General features: G+C 31.7%; 22 protein-coding genes. All 22 read right to left on the bottom strand.

The window, feature by feature from the left end; all coding sequences use genetic code 11:
- Positions 1-22 precede the first annotated feature (22 nt).
- Positions 23-868: a flagellin gene (locus B2694_RS08700; protein WP_346885390.1), complete on the bottom strand. Its 846-nt coding sequence runs from the start codon at positions 866-868 to the stop codon at positions 23-25.
- Between the two features lie 188 nt (positions 869-1,056).
- The gene (locus B2694_RS08705) at positions 1,057-1,386 is read right to left on the bottom strand and encodes a hypothetical protein (protein WP_346885391.1); all 330 of its coding nucleotides are present in this window, start codon (positions 1,384-1,386) and stop codon (positions 1,057-1,059) included.
- Positions 1,387-1,392: 6 nt separating this feature from the next.
- Positions 1,393-3,420, bottom strand: coding sequence for a flagellar filament capping protein FliD (gene fliD, locus B2694_RS08710; RefSeq protein ID WP_346885392.1), 2,028 nt, complete (start codon positions 3,418-3,420; stop codon positions 1,393-1,395).
- A gap of 12 nt (positions 3,421-3,432) precedes the next feature.
- Positions 3,433-3,822 carry a flagellar export chaperone FliS gene (fliS, locus tag B2694_RS08715; protein WP_346869900.1) on the bottom strand — a complete coding sequence of 130 codons (390 nt, stop codon included), beginning with the start codon at positions 3,820-3,822 and terminating at the stop codon, positions 3,433-3,435.
- 15 nt (positions 3,823-3,837) lie between these two features.
- Positions 3,838-4,185: a flagellar protein FlaG gene (locus tag B2694_RS08720; RefSeq protein ID WP_346885393.1), complete on the bottom strand. Its 348-nt coding sequence runs from the start codon at positions 4,183-4,185 to the stop codon at positions 3,838-3,840.
- A 212-nt stretch (positions 4,186-4,397) separates the two neighbouring features.
- Positions 4,398-4,613, bottom strand: a complete 216-nt coding sequence (csrA, locus tag B2694_RS08725; protein WP_147519768.1) for a carbon storage regulator CsrA — start codon at positions 4,611-4,613, stop codon at positions 4,398-4,400.
- A gap of 4 nt (positions 4,614-4,617) precedes the next feature.
- The gene (fliW, locus tag B2694_RS08730) at positions 4,618-5,022 is read right to left on the bottom strand and encodes a flagellar assembly protein FliW (protein WP_346885394.1); all 405 of its coding nucleotides are present in this window, start codon (positions 5,020-5,022) and stop codon (positions 4,618-4,620) included.
- Between the two features lie 316 nt (positions 5,023-5,338).
- A complete protein-coding gene (flgL, locus tag B2694_RS08735; RefSeq protein WP_346885395.1) occupies positions 5,339-6,274 on the bottom strand; it encodes a flagellar hook-associated protein FlgL in 936 nt (311 codons plus the stop codon).
- 27 nt (positions 6,275-6,301) lie between these two features.
- Positions 6,302-7,990, bottom strand: coding sequence for a flagellar hook-associated protein FlgK (flgK, locus tag B2694_RS08740; RefSeq protein ID WP_346885396.1), 1,689 nt, complete (start codon positions 7,988-7,990; stop codon positions 6,302-6,304).
- Positions 7,991-8,000: 10 nt separating this feature from the next.
- Positions 8,001-8,411, bottom strand: a complete 411-nt coding sequence (locus B2694_RS08745) for a flagellar protein FlgN (protein ID WP_346877350.1) — start codon at positions 8,409-8,411, stop codon at positions 8,001-8,003.
- On the bottom strand, positions 8,412-8,699 hold the full coding sequence (flgM, locus tag B2694_RS08750) for a flagellar biosynthesis anti-sigma factor FlgM (protein WP_346885397.1): 288 nt from the start codon (positions 8,697-8,699) through the stop codon (positions 8,412-8,414). It lies immediately after the preceding gene.
- Positions 8,700-8,820: 121 nt separating this feature from the next.
- Positions 8,821-10,005, bottom strand: coding sequence for a flagellar motor switch phosphatase FliY (gene fliY, locus B2694_RS08755; RefSeq protein WP_346885398.1), 1,185 nt, complete (start codon positions 10,003-10,005; stop codon positions 8,821-8,823).
- Complete coding sequence (gene fliM / locus B2694_RS08760; RefSeq protein WP_346877349.1) at positions 9,998-10,993, bottom strand: flagellar motor switch protein FliM; 996 nt, start codon at positions 10,991-10,993, stop codon at positions 9,998-10,000. The genes fliY and fliM overlap by 8 nt, the downstream gene beginning before the upstream one ends.
- Positions 10,994-11,019: 26 nt before the next feature.
- Positions 11,020-11,418: a chemotaxis protein CheW gene (locus B2694_RS08765; protein ID WP_346885399.1), complete on the bottom strand. Its 399-nt coding sequence runs from the start codon at positions 11,416-11,418 to the stop codon at positions 11,020-11,022.
- 16 nt (positions 11,419-11,434) lie between these two features.
- On the bottom strand, positions 11,435-11,794 hold the full coding sequence (locus B2694_RS08770) for a response regulator (protein ID WP_346869891.1): 360 nt from the start codon (positions 11,792-11,794) through the stop codon (positions 11,435-11,437).
- Between the two features lie 17 nt (positions 11,795-11,811).
- Positions 11,812-12,405, bottom strand: a complete 594-nt coding sequence (locus tag B2694_RS08775; protein WP_346885400.1) for a chemotaxis protein CheC — start codon at positions 12,403-12,405, stop codon at positions 11,812-11,814.
- Between the two features lie 10 nt (positions 12,406-12,415).
- Positions 12,416-14,572: a chemotaxis protein CheA gene (locus B2694_RS08780; protein ID WP_346885401.1), complete on the bottom strand. Its 2,157-nt coding sequence runs from the start codon at positions 14,570-14,572 to the stop codon at positions 12,416-12,418.
- An 11-nt stretch (positions 14,573-14,583) separates the two neighbouring features.
- Complete coding sequence (locus B2694_RS08785) at positions 14,584-15,348, bottom strand: protein-glutamate O-methyltransferase CheR (protein ID WP_346885402.1); 765 nt, start codon at positions 15,346-15,348, stop codon at positions 14,584-14,586.
- Positions 15,348-16,475: a chemotaxis response regulator protein-glutamate methylesterase gene (locus B2694_RS08790; RefSeq protein WP_346885403.1), complete on the bottom strand. Its 1,128-nt coding sequence runs from the start codon at positions 16,473-16,475 to the stop codon at positions 15,348-15,350. Before B2694_RS08790 ends, B2694_RS08785 begins: the two co-directional genes overlap by 1 nt.
- A 25-nt stretch (positions 16,476-16,500) precedes the next feature.
- The gene (locus B2694_RS08795; RefSeq protein ID WP_346885404.1) at positions 16,501-16,989 is read right to left on the bottom strand and encodes a chemotaxis protein CheD; all 489 of its coding nucleotides are present in this window, start codon (positions 16,987-16,989) and stop codon (positions 16,501-16,503) included.
- 3 nt (positions 16,990-16,992) lie between these two features.
- Positions 16,993-17,451: a chemotaxis protein CheW gene (locus tag B2694_RS08800; protein WP_346867717.1), complete on the bottom strand. Its 459-nt coding sequence runs from the start codon at positions 17,449-17,451 to the stop codon at positions 16,993-16,995.
- Between the two features lie 11 nt (positions 17,452-17,462).
- A complete protein-coding gene (locus tag B2694_RS08805) occupies positions 17,463-19,226 on the bottom strand; it encodes a FapA family protein (RefSeq protein ID WP_346885405.1) in 1,764 nt (587 codons plus the stop codon).
- Positions 19,227-19,241: the final 15 nt, after the last annotated feature.

Raw genomic sequence — 19,241 nt, forward strand, 5'->3', positions numbered from 1 at the left:
TTAAAAATAACCCAGTTCTAAATTATCTTAATAATTGAAGAACTCCTTGTGGTTGTTGGTTAGCTTGAGCAAGCATAGCTTGTGCAGCTTGTTGTAAAATGTTGTTTTTAGAGAAATTCATCATTTCTTTAGCCATATCAACATCTCTAACTCTTGATTCTGCAGCTGTTAAGTTTTCTGATGAAGTATTAACATTAGCAATTGTATGCTCTAATCTGTTTTGCATTGCTCCAAGTTTTGCTCTTTCTCCAGAAACAGTATCTATTGCAGTGTTTATAGTATCTATCATTGCTGTAATACTAGCTGCACTAGTAGCAGATGATATAACTATTTTTCCAGCACTTACTCCTAAAGCAGAAACTGTCATAGTTGCAATCTTTAAAGTAACAGTTTGTTTTGAGTTAGCTCCAACTTGTAATAATACTGAAGCATTACTATTAGTTCCTGATAAAGATCCATTGATAAGTTTTTTCTTGTTAAACTCTGTTTGGCTTGCTATTCTGTTGATTTCATTTTGTAATTCTGTAATTTCTTTACCAATTTGAGCTCTATCATCTTGGATATTTGTATCACTTGATGCTTGAACTGCTAATTCTCTCATTCTTTGAAGAATGTTGTGAGTTTCATTTAAAGCACCTTCTGCTGTTTGAATTAAAGAAATACCATCTTGAGAGTTTCTAGAAGCTTGCTCTAATCCTCTGATTTGTCCTCTCATTTTTTCAGAAATTGCTAATCCTGCAGCGTCATCTCCAGCTCTGTTTATTCTTAAACCTGAAGATAATTTCTCCATAGATTTACCTGCTGAAGTAGTGTTGATTCCCATGTTTCTGTGTGCGTTTAACGCGTTCATGTTGTGATTGATTATCATAATTAATTCCTCCTTGATTTTAACGGACATCCTTGTCCTTATATATTTATAACTTCTTTGATAGAAGTATATAACTAGATATGTTTCTCATGAGTTTATTCTAATTTTATCTTCTAATATATTTATCGGTAGGTTCAAGATGAACTTTACACTTTTTTTATTTTTTTATCAATTTTTATTTTTTAATTTTATATCTCTTTATTTATAAAATTAATACCATTAAATTTATTTTCATATGCAAAAGCAGCCCTTTTACTTTTTTTTAATTGAAAAATTTCATCTTTTATTTTACTTCTTTCTTCATTAAGAATATTAAAAGCTTCTTTTTCCACAGTTAATAAATTTATTTCTTCTACTACTTTCTTTAATTCTTCTTTTTTTATATTCATACCGTTCATTTCTTCTATTATTTCTGTTCTCTCTTCTAGAAATTTATCGGCTTCTTCATCATTTTTTATAGCTTCAATAAACCTCTCTGTAATTTCTTTATACCTTAAAAGCAATTCTTTTAATTCCATAATATACTACATTCCTAATTGAGATGTAAGATAACTTTGCTGTGCATTAAGCTTATTCATCATAGATTCTATGGTTGCCCATTTAGAATATAGCTGCTGTTCTCTTTTAGCAAAATCCTTCTCCATATCTTCCATCTTTCTATCATATTTTTTTATAGCTTTTGTTATCTCACTATTAACTGATGAAGCTGAACCTTCTATACCAACTTTTTTAATTAAACTTGATGATATACTTACAGTTTCATTATATAGTATGCCTTTTAACCTTTGAGCAACGCCCGTTGACTTATTCTTTTCTAGGGCAGATAAACTATCATCTGATGGTGGAATTGAAATAAATAATTTCATTACATCTTCTAAATTATTTTCTAAAGCATTAGTAAGTTTATCTTCATCTATAACAAAAGTTCCATTTTTAGTTCCTTGATAGTCTGCAACTGGTTTAATACCAAACTTCTCTAAATTTCCATCTACTCCATCTACAAGACCTCTCATAGCACTCTTCATAGAGTTTGCTATTCTTGATACATCAGAATCTTTATATAACTGTCCTTGCTTAACCTTTTCATTCCAAATTTTTATCTCATTCTCTGACATTTCTTTCTTCTGCTCATCTGTTAATGGCATATAGTTTTTATTTCTTTTTTCTATAGTTAAGGTGTTAAGCTTTTCCATAAGTTTATTATAATCGTTAATAAAATTAACAAGCTTATCTTTTACCCCAGCAGCATCATTTTTACCATTTACACTTATCCCTTCTGCCGGTATTTCTCCTGTAAATTTAAAAGTCATTCCATCTAAAGTTAACGTATTAGAAATACCAGTATGGGTAAACACTCCACCTTTATCATCTTTTACTACTATTTCAGCGTCTGCGCCTTGTGATGACATTGTTGTACCATCTAATATACCTACATCAACTTTACCATCTGCTCCAGCTTTGGTAGAAGTAAATATAATCTTACTTGTATCAACTTCATCTAACTTAGCAGTTACTTTTATGTTTTGTTCTTTTAATACCTTATTTAAATATTCTACTTCTTGTCCATCAACTGCTTTAGATAAGTCAATAACATTTCCATTAATAGATATAGTTTTCCCTTTTATATCAGCTGCATTTAAAGTATTAGTAGTATAAGTAGCATTTATTCCACTAGTAAAAGTTCCAGTATTACCACTTATTTTGATATCAGGATCTTCAACTTTATTCCCTAATACTGTGCTACTAAAAGTAATATTGCCACTGTCATCAATTTCCGCAGTTAACTTTTTATCTTTCAATTTACTCTGTAATAATTTCTCTATATCATCATTAACATTTTCAGGTGTAATATCAATAGTTACTATTTCACCATTTATATTTATTTCACCATTAGCATCTTTTAAATCTTGAACTGTAAAACCAGTTACAGTTGCAGCTGTTGCATTTATCCCATCTACTATAGTTCCTACTGATGAACTTGTCCCACCTATAGTAAAGGTGCTATCCTTACCTAAAACTGTAGATTCAAAGATAAATCCACTTTGATTTCCAGCTTCTGTTCCTGCAAAATCACTATACCTAACAGATACGTTCATTCCTGCTGCTTTTAATTCTTTATTTAGATTTTCAGCCCTTGCTTTTGCTGTATCACCTTTTAAAGTAAATTCTTTTCCATTTATCACAAGACTATTACCTGAATCTAATCCCTCTGTCACTATTGCCTTAGCTGCTGTGGCTGCATTTCCTGTTACTGTATAATTTCCTGGCTTTACATCACTACCACCAGTTACAGTTAACACATTTTCATTGGATGATTGAAATTTTACTGTTGACCAATTCTTACTTAAAAGTAAACTATCTGTTTTTGCCACATCAAAATACTTATCATAAAGTTCCTTTGATTCCTTAATTAAGTCTCTGTAAAGTTGTTGTTTTATCTCCATTATATCCTTTTGTTGCTTCTGTTGTTGAATTTTAATTCTATAGGGTTGCATAGTTTCCTTGACTAATTGGTCCATATCCATTCCTGTAGCAAGTCCTGTTATTCTCATACTTAATCCTCCTTATCTTTTTCCTTTTGAAACTTCATATGCCTCTTGCCATGTGTTTCTTACTTCTTCTATAAGTGGCATAACTTCATCTATAATTTTTACATCCTTTTTAATGTTTGCCTGGAAAAGTCTTTCTTTTATAAACTCATATATCTTATACATATTCACTGCCCATTCACCGGCATTTTGATCTAAAGTAATCATAAGCTCTGTAAATATATCTTGAGTTTTCACAAGATTTTCATGACTACTTTTTACATCTTTATCTAATATAGCTTGTCTAGCCATTTTAGCAAATTTTACAGCTCCATCTAAAAGCATTAATAACAATTGCTCCTTAGAAGCATAATTAACACTATTACTTTTGTACGCGTTATATGCATTAGCACCTGCATTATACATTTTATCTCCTCCAGTTTAGGCCTTTTTGTCTACAAGTATCCCCACCATTTCACACATTTTAGCAACCATGTCTAGAATTTTTTTTGGTGGTACTTCAAGTAATACATCCTTTGTTTTATTATCTATTATTTTTATCATTATTTGGTTAAATTTATCATGTACCTCATACTCTGCATGGATATCTTCGTCTTCCATAAATTTATTAAGTTTATCAACTGCCTTATGAATCTCTTCTAATTTATAATTTTGATTTTTATCTATAGCTTCCTGTGTCGTTGCATTATTTTGTGATATAGGTTGAACTTCTCTTGCTGGAGTTACACCTTCCATGGTTCTTCCAACATTAACTCTACTAACTTCCATATTAATTCCCCCAAATTATAATATTTTATAATAAATTTTTCGGTAAAGTATATTAATTATCTTCCCTGATATATATACTTAACCTCTCAACCCCGCACTATGACAACAAATAGTTATATAGTTAACTAGTTTTATAGCTACATAGTTTTATATTTATATAGTCATATAGTTAAATTTGTGAATATTTAACTATTTGGGGGTTATGTATAAAATTATTTTTTTATTTTAGGTAATAGCTCCATGTTTATTTTAGAAGCATTGATGTTTTCTTCTCCTACTTCTTTATAAAGTTCACTTCTTAATATTTTAACTTCCTTAGGTGCATTGATAGATACCTTAACAGAGTTATCGTCAATTTTAACTATAGTTATCTCTACATCGTCTCCAATTTTAATTCCTTCACCTGGTTTTCTTGTTACCACTAGCATACTATCACTCCTTTATTAAGGGATGTTTAATGCTATAGTTTTCCCTATCTAGAATCATTTGATACCCTAGGTTATTTTTTAGATTTATTATAATAGGAGCCTTTAAATTAGTAGTTATCTTCTTAACATCACTATTAAGAGTAACCGTATTTAAAATCAAAACATCTTCAGGAGCTTCTATCTTAAGAGAATTTATAACAGCCTCCGTTAACTTAACTTCATAATCCACTTTAAAATCAAAGGGAACTATAGTAACAAAGCCAATATTCTCATCCTCTGTAGACTTAAGGGTCTTAAAAGGCTCTGACCCTTCTATCTCCTCAAGAACAAAAGTTTTTAAACTCTCAAACCCCGGCAACCCATTATTAAAGGTAATAACATTCTTATCTTTTTTCTCTGCGGTCATCATAACACCTCTATCTTTATTAATTACTGCCTATCTACTATCAACTTTTACGTGACTTTGTTTTATTTAAAAATTCTTTGTAGTGACAAGGATAAGTAGCGCAGAAGCAATGAAAATTTTAATTTTAGAAACTCTTAGTAGTAGCGTTGTAAAATTACCGTAACTCTTGCCACTGACGGCAAGAGACGAACACTGATCCAGGATGGCGAATAGTGAGGGTAGGTAATTTCACAAAAGCGTAGACTTAGAGTTTCTTAATGTAAAATTTGCTTCAAGCACTTATCTGGCACGGAAAAAAATTTTCATAGCCTACAAGTCTTTATAAAAAGTCCAGAATTGATGGCTGAAGGACTTTGGAGCTAGTTTGTAGGGATGCTACGTAGATGGTTCTTGCTACAGCCATCTCCATACTCTTTTCCATGAAATCTATATCTTCATTTCCAGATAATATTTCTGTAAGGTTTTCATTTTGTGCTGTATTTAGATCCTTAGCGCTTTCCATCCTATTTTGCACAGTACCAACCTTAGCACTTATACTAATCATATTTTCTATTACCTTATCCATCTGATCCAAGTTTTCTCCTACAACCTTAGACTTACCATTTACATCACTCAAGTTATTTAGAAGGTCATCAAAGAATTGTGTAACTTCAATATCATTACCTGCTTTGTCCTTAAACTTTAAAACTTCTACAGCATTTACATTGTAATCCACTTTAACCCCTGAAGATATCTCTACTTTTAGAGATTTATTTATAATATTTTCATCTCCTGATATACTTATGGAATTTTCACCTGTTACCCCATCTAAATTTACTTCTACTGGTTTTGAAGCTCCATCTTTACCACCAAAGATATACTTTCCATCAAAGCTAGTATTTAAGATCTGTCCAAATTCTGCTACTCTCTCATTTATCTCTTCTTTAATAGCAGTAAGTTCTGATGAACCATAGGCAGCATTTCCAGAAGATACCATAAGTTCCCTTATTCTTTGAAGACACTTAGTACCATTGCTTAGAGCTGTGTCTGTGGTATCCATCCAGTTTATAGTATCCTTTATATTAGTGTTATATTGTTTATTAGCATTTATTTCTGAATACATCTGCATGGATCTTGCTACTTTAAAAGGGTCATCTGAAGGTTTTGAAAATACCTTACCAGTATTTAATTGCTTTTGTATTTTGTTTAAGCTATTTAAGTTAGTATTCATATCACCTAAAAAGCCACTAACCATTACACCATGAGTTATTCTCATTTTATCACCTCTATATCTTCACTATTTCTATCTAACTAGACCAATTACTACATCAAGGAGTTGATCTACCGTTGTTATTACCTTTGCATTAGCTTGGAAGGCATGTTGGAATTGTACAAGATTTATAGCTTCCTCATCTAAGGATACTCCTGAAGTTGAAAGTCTTCTTTCAAGAAGCCCCCTTAATAAAGTATTTTGATTTTTAACAATTCTTGTAGCTTCCTCAGACTGAACTCCTAACTTATTTATAGTATTTTTAAAGAATCCCTCTACCTTGACTCCTCCATCTATAGTATTAAACTTTGGTACCTCACCTCCAGCAGTAGTACCTAGATGTTCCTCTACAAAAGCTTTATAGTCATATACTGAGCCATCCTTCTTTTTACCACTTTGAATACTATCTATATTAAGGCCAAAGTCTCTTAGGCTAGCCAATGCTAATGCTCTATCTCCATCAGTAGAACCTGAACCCTTACTTGCTCCAGCCTGAATTAGCATAACATTCTTTAGGATATCTGAATTCATTGTTATATTTCCTGCTGTAATACCATCATAATCAAGAGGGTCATTTCCGGAATTAACAAAGAAGGCATACTGTTCACCTGCTGGAATCCCCTCTGTATGAATTGCATTTACTGCAAATGCTAAAGTCTTTGCCAAGGTATTAACTTGTTCGATGTAACTTTCAGCATCTTCGTGAATTGATTGAAGTCCACCTAGTCTTCCTGAGGATGGATTAAATATTTGATCATTATTTAATGCTCCACCTGTAAGATTTACACTTCCATCTTCTTCAGTAACAAGTACTCTTCCATTATTTAAATTTTCATATTGCTCATCAGAAATGGTAACTCCTGTTAATGTAACCTTATTTTTATCTGAAGTCATATCTCCATTTTTATAGTATTCTATATCATAACTTCCATCTGGATTTTTTGTTAGTTTATTTACAAATCCTAATTTATTAATATCTTGAGAATCTTTATTTCTTATTAGATTCATAGAGTCATTATCTTCTGGTTTACAAGTAATTCCATTAAGTATTTGATTTCTAGTATCGATACCAAACTTTATACTTAGCTCATCTAAAAGTAAATCTCTGCTATCTAATAAGTCATTCGGATTGTTCCCTGCAATGGTAACAGTTATTATTTCTTTATTTATAGAATTTAATTGATCAAGAATAGTGTTTACTTCAAAAAGGTTGTTTTGTATTTCTTTAGCTGCATTATCCTTAGTATCATTTAACTTCTTATAAGTATGATTTAATTCATCTGCTAAAGCTTTTGCCTTTTGAGCTACTACTGTTCTAGCATCAGACTTTTCTGGATTCTTAGAAAGAGTTTGCCAAGCATCAAAAAACTCCGACATAAGTTCTGACATTCCTGTATCAGAAGGTTCATTAAAAATACCTTCAATTTCTGATAAGTAATCTTGTCTAACACCATAATTTCCAAGAAGAGAACTTTCCTTTCTTATTTGAAAATCAAGAAACTGATTTCTTGTTCTTTCAATGGAACTTACTGTTACTCCTGTACCAATCTGTCCTACGCCCCCTGCTATAGTTTGAGGTCTTGCTGTTTGAAGTACAATATGTTGTCTTGAAAAACCTGGCGTATTAGCATTTGAAATATTATGGCTAGTTACATTGATATATTGCTGTTGAGCAAACATACCGCCCTTTGATGTATTTAATGTTGCAAATAATCCTGACATAACCTTCTCCTTATCTCTTTATTTTTCCATATCCATTATAAACTACCGGCTCTTTTTTAGGACTTATCATAGCTAACATAGAATTTGTATAGCTAAGACTTTGTTTTATTAGTAGTTCATTAGTTTCCTTTTGAATTACTAAAGCATTAATAGCTTTAACCATCTCATCATATATATGAGTAATTTCCTTTTCATCTACTTCTTCTACTATTTTTTTAATAGATTCTTTACCTGTTAAGCTTCTTCTCAAACCTTCAGCTCTTGCTAAGTTTCTACTACAATCATCAATATCTTTAGTTATAGCTTCTAATTTAAACACATCTTGAAGAACCAATAGTTCATGTTGAGCTTCTAAAATATCTATAAGAGCCTTTATTGCCTTTAGCTCTTCTTCTAATATTCCTTTAAGCTGGTTTTTCATCTATTGTCCACCTTTCCCATATGCCATCATAGCCTTAGCCAAAATCTGTGAATCCACAGTATAGGTTCCTTTAGAAACTCTACTTTTTATCTTTTCTACTTCTTTATCACTGATACCAACACTTTCTTCTTCTAATGCTAATTTATTCAAGCTCTTTCCTAAAGTTGAAAGCTGACAAGTATCCTTAACCATATCCTTGTTTGATTTAGAATTTTCTGCTTTAGCATTTTCTTTAGTCTTATAGCTATTTACATATAGAGCGTGAATATTTCCATTATTAATTTTCATGTTTTCACTCCCAACTACTTCTCTCTACCTTTATACTCGAACCTATTTAATTAAAGTTTATAGGGTTTTTTAGTAAATTTTTTACAAACTTGTTATTGCCTCATTAATAGAAAAAAAGTCTTTACTTAGAAAGACTTTTTACTCTATCTTCTCCACTAGCAATTTCAGTAATTTTAACACCAAAGTTTTCATCTACTACAACTACTTCACCATGGGCAATTCTTTTACCGTTAATAAAAATGTCTACTGGTTCCTCTGCTAGTTTGTTTAATTCAATTAAAGAACCTCTAGTAAGAGCTAGAATATCTCTTATATTCTTCTTTGTTCTACCAAGCTCTACTGATAATTCTAATGGAACATCTAATATTAAGTCTATATTTTTAGGCATTTCTGCACCTCTAATTTCTTCTAGTTGTCCAAAGGATGCTTGCTTCACGTTAACAGGTTCTTCATGATTTTCTACAATTCCTTGACTTTGAACACTGTAATTATTTTCATTTCTATTAGTGTCTTTTGAAGCTATTTCATTAGCTACAACTTCATTATTTATAGAAATTTCTTTAGGCTCAGCTACAACTTTCACTTCATTTGATGCCTTTGTAGATTCTGATGCTGATGAACCTTCCTCAGTTCCCATCATAATACTTACAATTTTCTTAGCTGTAGCAATTGGTAATATTTGAACGATATTACTATCTACTAGATCACCTATAGTCATTCTAAAAGAAACATTCACTATTTCTTCGTCTGCAGATATATCTGTAGATATTTCCTCTGAATTTTCATCACAAACAGAAGATATAGGAGGTGATATATTTACCTCTCTACTGAACATAGTTGCCATGGAAGTTGCTGCTGAACCTATCATTTGGTTCATAGCCTCCTGAACAGCACTTATTTCTAATTCAGAAAGTTCACTTGGTGTCTCTACAACACCATCTCCACCCATCATTAAGTTTGCTATAACAGCTGAATCTTCAATATTTATTATAAATAGATTTCCCCCAACTATTCCACTGACAAATTGAACATCTAATACTATATTAGGTGTTTTAAAGCTTTTTTTCAGCTTATCTAATGTACTAAGAGTTATAGTTGGAGTTGTAATATTTACAGGTTTACCAACTACAGCTGAAAGCGCTGTGGCTGCTGTACCCATAGATATATTTCCTACTTCACCTAATAAATCCTTTTCTAAATCTGATAATTCCTCAGCTGGTTCATTAACTGGTTCAGTTTCCGAAGAACCACCATCTCCATTTAGAAGTGCATCTATTTCCTCTTGTGAAAGAAACGAATTATCCATCATTCTCAACTCCCTTGTCAATATATTCAATTATTTGAACTGCCTTATTCTTACCCTTTAATCCTGGTTTAGCTTTAAATAGAAGTTCATCTTCAACATAAATATCAACTGTACTATCATAACTTCTATCTAGGGTAACAATGTCTCCTGTAAATAAATTCAAGAAGTCATTTACGGAAATCTTCGTTTCTCCAAGGACAGCCTTCATTGCTACATCTACATTTTTTATAGTTTTGTTTATATTTGCTTTTACCTCTTCACCTTGTTCATTATCTATGGTGCTGAACCAATTTTTTATAACCAAGTTGTCTAAAACTTTTTCTATGCTTAAATACGGAATACATATATTTATAAGTAAACTTGTATCAAACATATCTACACTAAAAGTTACTAATGCTACAGGCTCATTAGGAGCTAGAATTTGATTCAATGCTGGATTAGTTTCTATACTATCTAGAATTGGCTCTACTTCCATTACATCTTCCCAAGCTAACTTTAACTTAGAAATCATCTCCTGATTAACATGCTTAATAATGTTTTTTTCTATATCTGTGAGTTCCTTAAATTTAGGCTTTTTGTCTCCACTTCCTCCAGCTAGAACATCAAATATTCTAAGGACAAATTCCTCGTTAGTCTCTAATATTATTTGACCATCAAGGGGAGGCATTCTAAACAAATTAAGCACAGTGGTGCTTGGAATAGAATGTATAAATTCTTCATAGGTTATTTGCTCTACACTTTCTATCTTCACCTTAACATTACTTCTAAGCTGAGCTGTTAAGTAGTTAGATACTATCCTTGCATAATTATCGTGGATAACTTCTACTGCTCTAATAACATCCTTAGAAAACTTTTGTGGTCTTTTAAAATCATAATTTTTAATTTTAACGTTTTCTTCATCTTTTTCAATGTCACTTGGTTCTAAGTCACCAGAAGACAAGGCAGATAAAAGTGCATCTATTTCACTTTGCGATAAGGTTTCTGCCATATTCTACCTCTTTCTACCCAGTGGGTCTATTGTAGTAGTTTATCAATATCAATCATAGTTAATATTCTATTTTCAAGATTTATAAGTCCTTTTATAAAAGGCCTATTTTTATCTTCATGAACTCTTTTAATCATATCTTCTTCCACATTCATAACTTCTTCTACATGGTCTACAGTTATTCCAACCTGCTCACCATCTAAATCTATTACTATAATGTTATTATTGTTTTCATCACTTACATTCATACCTAAAAGAAGATTAATATCTAATACGGAAAGTATACTTCCCCTTAGATTTATAAGCCCTTTAATATATTTTTCCGCTTTGGGAACCTTTGTGATTTTCATTAGTCCGTTTATTCCTTGAACTTTGCTTGTCTCTACTGCGAATTCTTCGTCGCCTATTGTAAAAACCACAACTTGCACTAAAATCCCCCCCATATTATCCTAATACTTTTTTTATAGCTTCAAGTACCCTGTCTGCTTGGAATGGTTTAACTATAAAATCCTTTGCTCCAGCCTTTATAGCATCCATAACCATGCTTTGTTGTCCCATTGCACTACACATAACTATCTTTGCACTTGGGTCAAATGCTTTGATTTCTTTAACTGCTTCTATTCCATCCATCTCAGGCATTGTAATATCCATGGTCACTATATCTGGTTTTTCTGCTTTATAGATCTCCACTGCCTTAATTCCGTTATTAGCTTCTCCAATAACTTCATATCCATTCTTCTCTAAAATATCCTTAACCATCATTCTCATAAAAGTCGCATCGTCTACTATTAATACTCTTGCCATTTTCTACATAACCTCCGTTAATTTAATCCTAATGATTCTAATATTCTTTCCAAAGACCCTGGCGCTGGGATAAAATAAAAATCACCTCTTAAGTCTTCATTCTCCTGAGAAAATCCTGTTTCTATATCTAATACATAGTCATTAAATTGACCAGATTCAATGAAAGTTGTGGAAAGCACTGCTGTAAGCATGTCCTTTGCTACTGCTGGTACCGACGGGAATAGCCTTAAATTAGTCATTTGACTTATGGCATTCATATAGGTTGCAAATATTATGTTACCTATTTCTCCAAGGGCTGAATAACCTAGTTCATTTAATTCATCTCCCTCTTGCTTTCCAACTAGCATTTCTGCAATCTTCATCATTGTAGCTGTATCAAACATAAATAATATATTTCCTGGGGCTTCACCAAGAACTCTTGCAATTACCGCATAAACTACAGTTTCTTCATCTACCCTTTCAAAAATATCCTCTAAGGAAATAACATTTACCCGGGGAACTGATATTTGAATCTCTTTCCCCAAAATTTGCGCCATGGCTGTAGCTGCATTTCCAAGACCTATATTGCCTATCTCTCTCAATGCATCTATTTGTAACTCGGTAAACTCCATAGCTCTCCTCCTAAATAAGTGCTGCTACATCTAAAATTAAGGTTACTAATCCATCACCTAATATGGTAGCTCCAATATATTCTTTTGTGGATTTTAGTATATTTCCAAAGGTTTTAATAACTATTTCCTTTTGTCCTAATAATGAATCAACTACTAAGGCAACTTCATTTTCGCCAACCTTTGCAAGTATTACGTATTTTTTCCCATAATCCTTACTTTCTATATCTAATTTATCATTAATTCTTACTAATTTAAACACCTTATCATTATATACCACAATTTCTTTATTATTTGTTCTTTTAATTTCCTCTGGATTATATTCCATAACTCTATCGATAAATCCTAAGGATATAGCCATAGTCTCTGTTCCAATCTTAACAAGTAAGGATTGAATTATTTGTAGAGTTAAAGGTAACTTTATTATAAAGGAGGTTCCTTTTCCTTCTTCACTGAATACATCTACGGTTCCTCCAAGGCTTGAAATTTTTGTTTTTACAACATCCATTCCAACTCCTCTTCCTGATATATCAGTAACTACTTCATTAGTACTAAACCCTTGAGAGAAAATAAGATTTTTTATATCATTATCACTCATCCCTTCAGTATTAATACCAACTTTCTCTGCCTTAGCCTTAACCTTTTCTACATTGATACCACTACCATCATCTTCTACCTTTATAACAGCCTTGGTACCTTCAGAATAGGCAATTAATTTTATCTTTCCAGCTGCTGGCTTACCTTGACTAATTCTTTTTTCTGCTGACTCAACTCCATGGTCTGCAGCATTTCTAAGTAAATGTATTAAAGGTTCACCTATCTCTTCAATTACAGTTCTATCAAGCTCTGTATCCTGTCCTTGAATTTCAAAATCGATCTCTTTATTTAGTTCCATTGATAAATCTCTTATCATTCTTGGGAATCTATTAAATACTACATCTAAAGGTAACATTCTAATCTTCATAACTAAATCTTGAAGATCAGTAGTAGTTCTTGCTACTTCTTCTAAGGTTTCATTTAATTCCACAATCTTATGATTAGCACTTATTTGCTCTAATCTAGTTCTATGAATTACTAGCTCAGATACCATATTCATAAAGTTATCTAATCTTTCTAAATCCACTCTAACAGATTGTCCAACACCTTTATTTTTATGTTTTACTGGTTGTTTTTTATTTTCCGCTTTGGTACTAGGTGCTGTTTCTACAGTTTTTGCTTTAAGATTATTTTTTGAATCCTTCAGCTCTACTACTTTGTTAGAATTTTCTTTGTCTTTAGCAATTTCATCAGTATTTGCAGCCTTAGTACTAGTAGCTAAAGCTGTGGCAGCAACTTCATTAGCTCCTTTAGCATCGCTAGCATTTTTACCATTTTTAACCAAGTAACTTATATCTCTTACATCAACTTGCCTTATTTCAGATATTCCATTAATAGAATTTCTTATTATATCCTGAGATGTTTCTGTTACAAATACTAAATCAATATCAAAATCAAAATTTTCACTTTCTAAGTCTTCAAGCTTTGGATTTGATTTTAGGATTTCTCCATTCTCCTCTAAAGTCTGAAATAAAATAAATGCTCTAGCAGATTTCAAAATAGTTTTTTCATCAAGTCCAACATGAACATGGAAGGTATTGAAATTATTCTTTAAAGCTTCCTTTAAGGTATCAATATCATATTCATCAAGACCTAAGTCTACAATCTCCTCACTGCCAATTATATCTTGTACCATTTCTTTATCTTTATTGTGAATTACCTCTGATGAATTTTCTTCCTTTGGGATGCTTTCATTTCCATCTGCTATCTTTACTAGCTGAGTTACAATGTTATTAATCTCTAAGTCTCCATCACCTCCATCAGTAATATCCCCTACCATGGATTCTAAAATATCTAAACAATTAAACAATACTGTTACCACTTCATGGGTTACTTTAAGTTGTCCCTCTCTAAACTTAGAAAGTACATCCTCCATCTTATGGGTAAGTTCTGCCATTTTAGTATAACCCATAGTAGCAGCCATTCCTTTAATGGTATGTGCAACTCTGAAAATCTGATTTAATATTTCCATATCTTCCGAATCATTTTCTAATATAAGTAATGACTCATTTAATAGTTGTAGATTATCACTTGACTCTTCTAAAAACATAGATAGATATTGAGAAGTGTCCATATTACCCCTCCTTAAATTTTCTTATAGATAAATGTTGAAAGTTTCTCAAAACCAAAATTTTTATATCCATATATACTTTCTGTAGCACCTATAAATAATAAACCTCCTGGATTTAATGCTTTAGAAAACTTTTCATAAATTTTTTCTTTTACTTCATTAGTAAAATATATAACCACATTTCTACATACAATTATGTCAAAGCCACCTTCATAGCTATCTAATATAAGATCATGTTTTTTAAAGGTTACTAGATCTTTTACTTCCTGGTTAATTATAAATTTTTCCCCCTCATGTTTAAAATACTTATGAAGCTTAACTTTAGGTATGTTTTTAATATCTCCGATTACATACTCCCCTGCTTTTGCTCTTATTAAGATGTTAGTATCTATATCCGTAGCTAATATCTTATGCCTAACACTAGGAGACATCTCCTTTAGCATCATAGATATAGAATAAGGTTCTGCCCCAATAGAGCAAGCTGCACTCCATATTTTTAGTGGTCTGTTATAGGATAATTCACTTTTTATAAAATTTTCAAGTTCCTGAAATATTTGTGGGTTTCTATAGAACTCTGTTACATTTATCGTAACATAATCCAAAAACTTTTCCCTTATGACCTTATCTTTTTTTATTAATATCATATATTCATCTAAATCTTTAGCTCCAGCTCTAGACATAATAGTAAGTATTCTTCTATGTAACTGAGCTGATTTATAGCCAGACAAATCTAAATTAAACTCTCTTAATATAAAACTTTCAAACTTTGTAAAATCCATTAATTCTTCACATCCCCCAGTACTATATTAGCTATTCTTTTACTAATATCATAAAGTGGAATAACTTCGTCTATCATATTAGTGTCATAAGCTGCTTTAGGCATTCCATATATTATACAAGTAGACTCATCTTCTGATATAGTGGCTCCACCTGCTTTTTTAACTTCTATAATTCCATCAGCCCCATCTCTTCCCATGCCAGTGAGGATAATCCCTAATAAATTCTCTCCATACACCTTAGCTCCTGATATAAATAGCTTATCTACAGCTGGCCTTACTCCCCACATTGGAGGTTCTAAATTTAAGGTTATAGTTTTGTTTCTATTTATCTCCATATGTTTACCACCAGGTGCTATATATACAACATCCTTTTCTATGGACATACCTTCCCTGGCTTCCACCACCTTAACCTTAGAAAATTTATCAAGTCTTTCAGCAAATGCTTTTGTAAAGCCTTCTGGCATATGCTGAACCACTAATACAGGAACTCCTAATTTTTCTGGAAGGTTTGTAATGACATTAAATAATGCCTTAGGACCACCTGTAGATGCCCCCATTACAATTGCTGAGATTTTTTTATCACCTATCTCTTTACTTCTTATAGCTTTAGGCATTGAGTCGCTTTCTCTTATTTTCAATACTGTAGAAACTCTATGTATTTCTCTTTTTTTATCTTCTTTAATGTCAACATCTTTTGTGTTACTAATGGAAGAAGTCTTTCTAACAAATCTGATGCCTCTTATTTTTGAAACTAAAATTTCTCTAACTACATTAATGTTTAAAGAAATTGAACCTGATGGTTTTGGTACAAAATCTATAGCTCCATTTTCTAAACATTCCATAGTTTCCTCGGCACCATCTTGTGTTAAACTGCTAATCATAATAACTTTAGTAGGTATCTTTAACTCCATTATTTTCTTCAAAGCTTCTATTCCATTCATCTTTGGCATTTCAATATCTAAAGTGATAACATCTGGAACCTGCTTTTTTAACTTTTCTAAAAGATCTTCTCCATTTCTTGCAATTGCTATCACTTCCATGTCATCTTCCATATTTATCATGTCTGATATCATCTTTCGCATTAAAGCGGAGTCATCTACAACCATAACTGAAACCTTTTGTACCATATGTAATCACTCCATTCATTAATTTCTATATAATTTTAATACCTTCTCCTACAGTTTTTACATATAGCTCCCCTGTTACTGTATCAAAGGTTATTGTTCTTCCTTTAGTTCCTCCAATTTCTTCACTATCTATAGGTATCTTTCTAGCCTTTAATATATCCTTAACTGCTAGGCTATTTCTAGCACCTATATCCATATTAACCTTACTGTCTGCAAAGTTAAACATAGACGCTCCACCAGCAATCTTGGCTCTTAGATCCTTTTCTCTTGCACCATTTTCTACCATTTTTTTAATCAGAATAGGTATTGCAAGATTAGCAAACTTTATTTCATTTGCTATCTTATTAAACTTTTCACTGTCTGGAAGCATAATATGAGCAAGGCCTCCAATTCCACTTTTTTTATCTATTATGGCAATACCAATACAAGAACCTAGCCCAATTGTCATAAGTCTATCTGGACATTTGGCTATTTTATAATCTGCAATGCCTACTTTTATCTCCTTGTATTCCATAGCTTACCTTTCTATTTTCTCCTTTTCATCCTTTGAAAGAAGTTCATTTAAATTTAAAAGTAAAATAATAGTATTTTTGTTCTTGTCTTTTATTATACCCTTCACATATCTCTTCGATATATTAGAAGATATATCTGGTGTGGGTTCTAAGTCCTCAACTTTCCTAGATATAACTTCATTAACAGCTTCTACTATAACTCCCATGGCACCATCTTCGTTTCTAGCAACGATTATTGAACCATCCTTTTCTTTATCTTCCAGATTATATATTCCAAATTTTTTAGCTAAACTAATAACTGGTAATATTCCATCTTGATAATTTATAACTCCCTGTAAAAAATCTTGTGAATCTGGAATTTTTGTTGGCTCTTCATAGTTTAGAATACGTTCTACCTCTCTAATATCTGCTGCAAAGCACTGGTCTCCTAATCTAAACACAAGTAATTTAAATTCCTCTGCCACTTTTACCCCTCCTAAATTTTAAACTTATCAACAATTAAATCTCGATTTTTATCTATATATACATGAACATTTTTGCATGTTTCATCCATTATAGTTTCCATATTTCCAACTATAAACTTAGTATTTAAGTAAGCAACATCACAATAAATATGTCCTTCCTTACCTACTACGACCTCCGTCATAACCCCCGAAGGTGAACCTACTACCTTAGCCTTAATTTCACTTTCCGCCTTAACTTTTCCACCTCGAAGCTCGCATTGACCTTCTCCTGTAAAATATATACCCTTTTCTGCATAAACATTGGATTTATAAACACCTTTTCCATTTATTGTTAAACTACCAGAGCAAAATACTGTACAATCTTGAATGTACCCTATTGTAGCATCTGAATTAATATCTTTCATAGCTTCTATGGCCTTTATTTTCTCTTCTGCTAAAGTTTTAACCTTAATTAGTTCTTCTACACCACTTATTAACATGTAGTTCTTATTAGCATATTTAATCTTTAACACTCTAAATAATTCATTGTTATTATCATTAATTTCAACCATTGTATTTAACACTTTATTAATTATCTTTGTTATCAAATGAAATTTACTCTTTATAACAAGGCCTATAATATCACAATCTCTTATATTCCCCTTTATATCTCCACCTTCTTTAACAGCTATTACAGCCTTATACAAGCTATGAAAACTGTCCACTATGGCAGATAACTCTTCTAAATATCCTTTAAACTCAGAGAACTCACTTCTAATCTTTATGGTAGATGAAATTGCACTACCAATAATTTGCATATCTCCCTCTGACCAAAGACTACATCTTACTGCATTTCCCTTTATAATTATGGTATTTCCTGATTTAACCTTCATACCTTCTTTAACATCAGCATTAATAATTACATCGCCTATAAAATTAATATCCCCTGTAGTTATATCTACATCACTAAGAACCTCATGAACATTATTAACCTGAAAAATACATCCCTTTACTTGAGGTTTTCCCTCCATTGTAGACACTATAGTATCCTTATCCTTAAATTTGCATCCTGATTTTACCATCATGTCCTTAACTTTTCTTTTCTTTGGTTGGATAGGTTGTGAAAATAGGTTAATACCTATGGTACCTTCTTTTCCTACAGTACGTTTTGCAAGGATATCATCTTTCTTCACACTTGTTATACTACCTATAGATTTAAAATCTACATTACCACTTTGGTCACTTTTAAATCCTTTATGGGTACTAGTATCAAAATATACTTCTAATACATCATCTATAGGTTCAATAGGTTCCTTCCCCCTAGCAACTACAACATTTTCTATCTTGTCCATATTTTTTATGTCATCTAACATCTTATTGTCAATCCCATAAACTATGTTCTTATCTTTAAGTTCTTTTAATAATTCATCCCTTGTATATTTAGGTGGAAACTTCTCTCCTTTTACCTTTGCATTTAAGGTAATCATAGGTGCTTCTGGTGTATCTTCTAAAGTATAAATTACTTCCGGACTATAGTTTATTGATATACTAGCTATCATTTTATCTTCACTAATATTTATATTCAATTCCCTTATTGCCTTAGATTCATTAAAAATTATATCTATCTTACTTTCAGAGCTAACTCTTGCTCTTCCTTTTACTTCTTGTTCATCTACAAATAAACTAACATCCTTGCCCTTTACAATCCAAGGACCTTCAGAAATATTTTCTTCATCAGTAATAATCAGTTTGCCATCAAGTACTTTTGCAGTTCCCCTTAATGTCTTATTTTCCACATTATCACCCCTAAT

The organism is Clostridium sp. UBA4395 (assembly GCF_002390995.1).
Classification (GTDB): Bacteria; Bacillota; Clostridia; order Clostridiales; family Clostridiaceae; genus Clostridium_J; species Clostridium_J sulfidigenes.

Excerpts from the sequence above, each read along its gene's own strand:
- B2694_RS08700 (WP_346885390.1), bottom strand. The coding sequence starts at position 868 with ATGATAATCAATCACAACATGAACGCGTTAAACGCACACAGAAACATG.
- B2694_RS08705 (WP_346885391.1), bottom strand. The coding sequence starts at position 1,386 with ATGGAATTAAAAGAATTGCTTTTAAGGTATAAAGAAATTACAGAGAGG.
- fliD (WP_346885392.1), bottom strand. The coding sequence starts at position 3,420 with ATGAGAATAACAGGACTTGCTACAGGAATGGATATGGACCAATTAGTC.
- fliS (WP_346869900.1), bottom strand. The coding sequence starts at position 3,822 with ATGTATAATGCAGGTGCTAATGCATATAACGCGTACAAAAGTAATAGT.
- B2694_RS08720 (WP_346885393.1), bottom strand. The coding sequence starts at position 4,185 with ATGGAAGTTAGTAGAGTTAATGTTGGAAGAACCATGGAAGGTGTAACT.
- csrA (WP_147519768.1), bottom strand. The coding sequence starts at position 4,613 with ATGCTAGTGGTAACAAGAAAACCAGGTGAAGGAATTAAAATTGGAGAC.
- fliW (WP_346885394.1), bottom strand. The coding sequence starts at position 5,022 with ATGATGACCGCAGAGAAAAAAGATAAGAATGTTATTACCTTTAATAAT.
- flgL (WP_346885395.1), bottom strand. The coding sequence starts at position 6,274 with ATGAGAATAACTCATGGTGTAATGGTTAGTGGCTTTTTAGGTGATATG.
- flgK (WP_346885396.1), bottom strand. The coding sequence starts at position 7,990 with ATGTCAGGATTATTTGCAACATTAAATACATCAAAGGGCGGTATGTTT.
- B2694_RS08745 (WP_346877350.1), bottom strand. The coding sequence starts at position 8,411 with ATGAAAAACCAGCTTAAAGGAATATTAGAAGAAGAGCTAAAGGCAATA.
- flgM (WP_346885397.1), bottom strand. The coding sequence starts at position 8,699 with ATGAAAATTAATAATGGAAATATTCACGCTCTATATGTAAATAGCTAT.
- fliY (WP_346885398.1), bottom strand. The coding sequence starts at position 10,005 with ATGGATAATTCGTTTCTTTCACAAGAGGAAATAGATGCACTTCTAAAT.
- fliM (WP_346877349.1), bottom strand. The coding sequence starts at position 10,993 with ATGGCAGAAACCTTATCGCAAAGTGAAATAGATGCACTTTTATCTGCC.
- B2694_RS08770 (WP_346869891.1), bottom strand. The coding sequence starts at position 11,794 with ATGGCAAGAGTATTAATAGTAGACGATGCGACTTTTATGAGAATGATG.
- B2694_RS08775 (WP_346885400.1), bottom strand. The coding sequence starts at position 12,405 with ATGGAGTTTACCGAGTTACAAATAGATGCATTGAGAGAGATAGGCAAT.
- B2694_RS08780 (WP_346885401.1), bottom strand. The coding sequence starts at position 14,572 with ATGGACACTTCTCAATATCTATCTATGTTTTTAGAAGAGTCAAGTGAT.
- B2694_RS08785 (WP_346885402.1), bottom strand. The coding sequence starts at position 15,348 with ATGGATTTTACAAAGTTTGAAAGTTTTATATTAAGAGAGTTTAATTTA.
- B2694_RS08790 (WP_346885403.1), bottom strand. The coding sequence starts at position 16,475 with ATGGTACAAAAGGTTTCAGTTATGGTTGTAGATGACTCCGCTTTAATG.
- B2694_RS08795 (WP_346885404.1), bottom strand. The coding sequence starts at position 16,989 with ATGGAATACAAGGAGATAAAAGTAGGCATTGCAGATTATAAAATAGCC.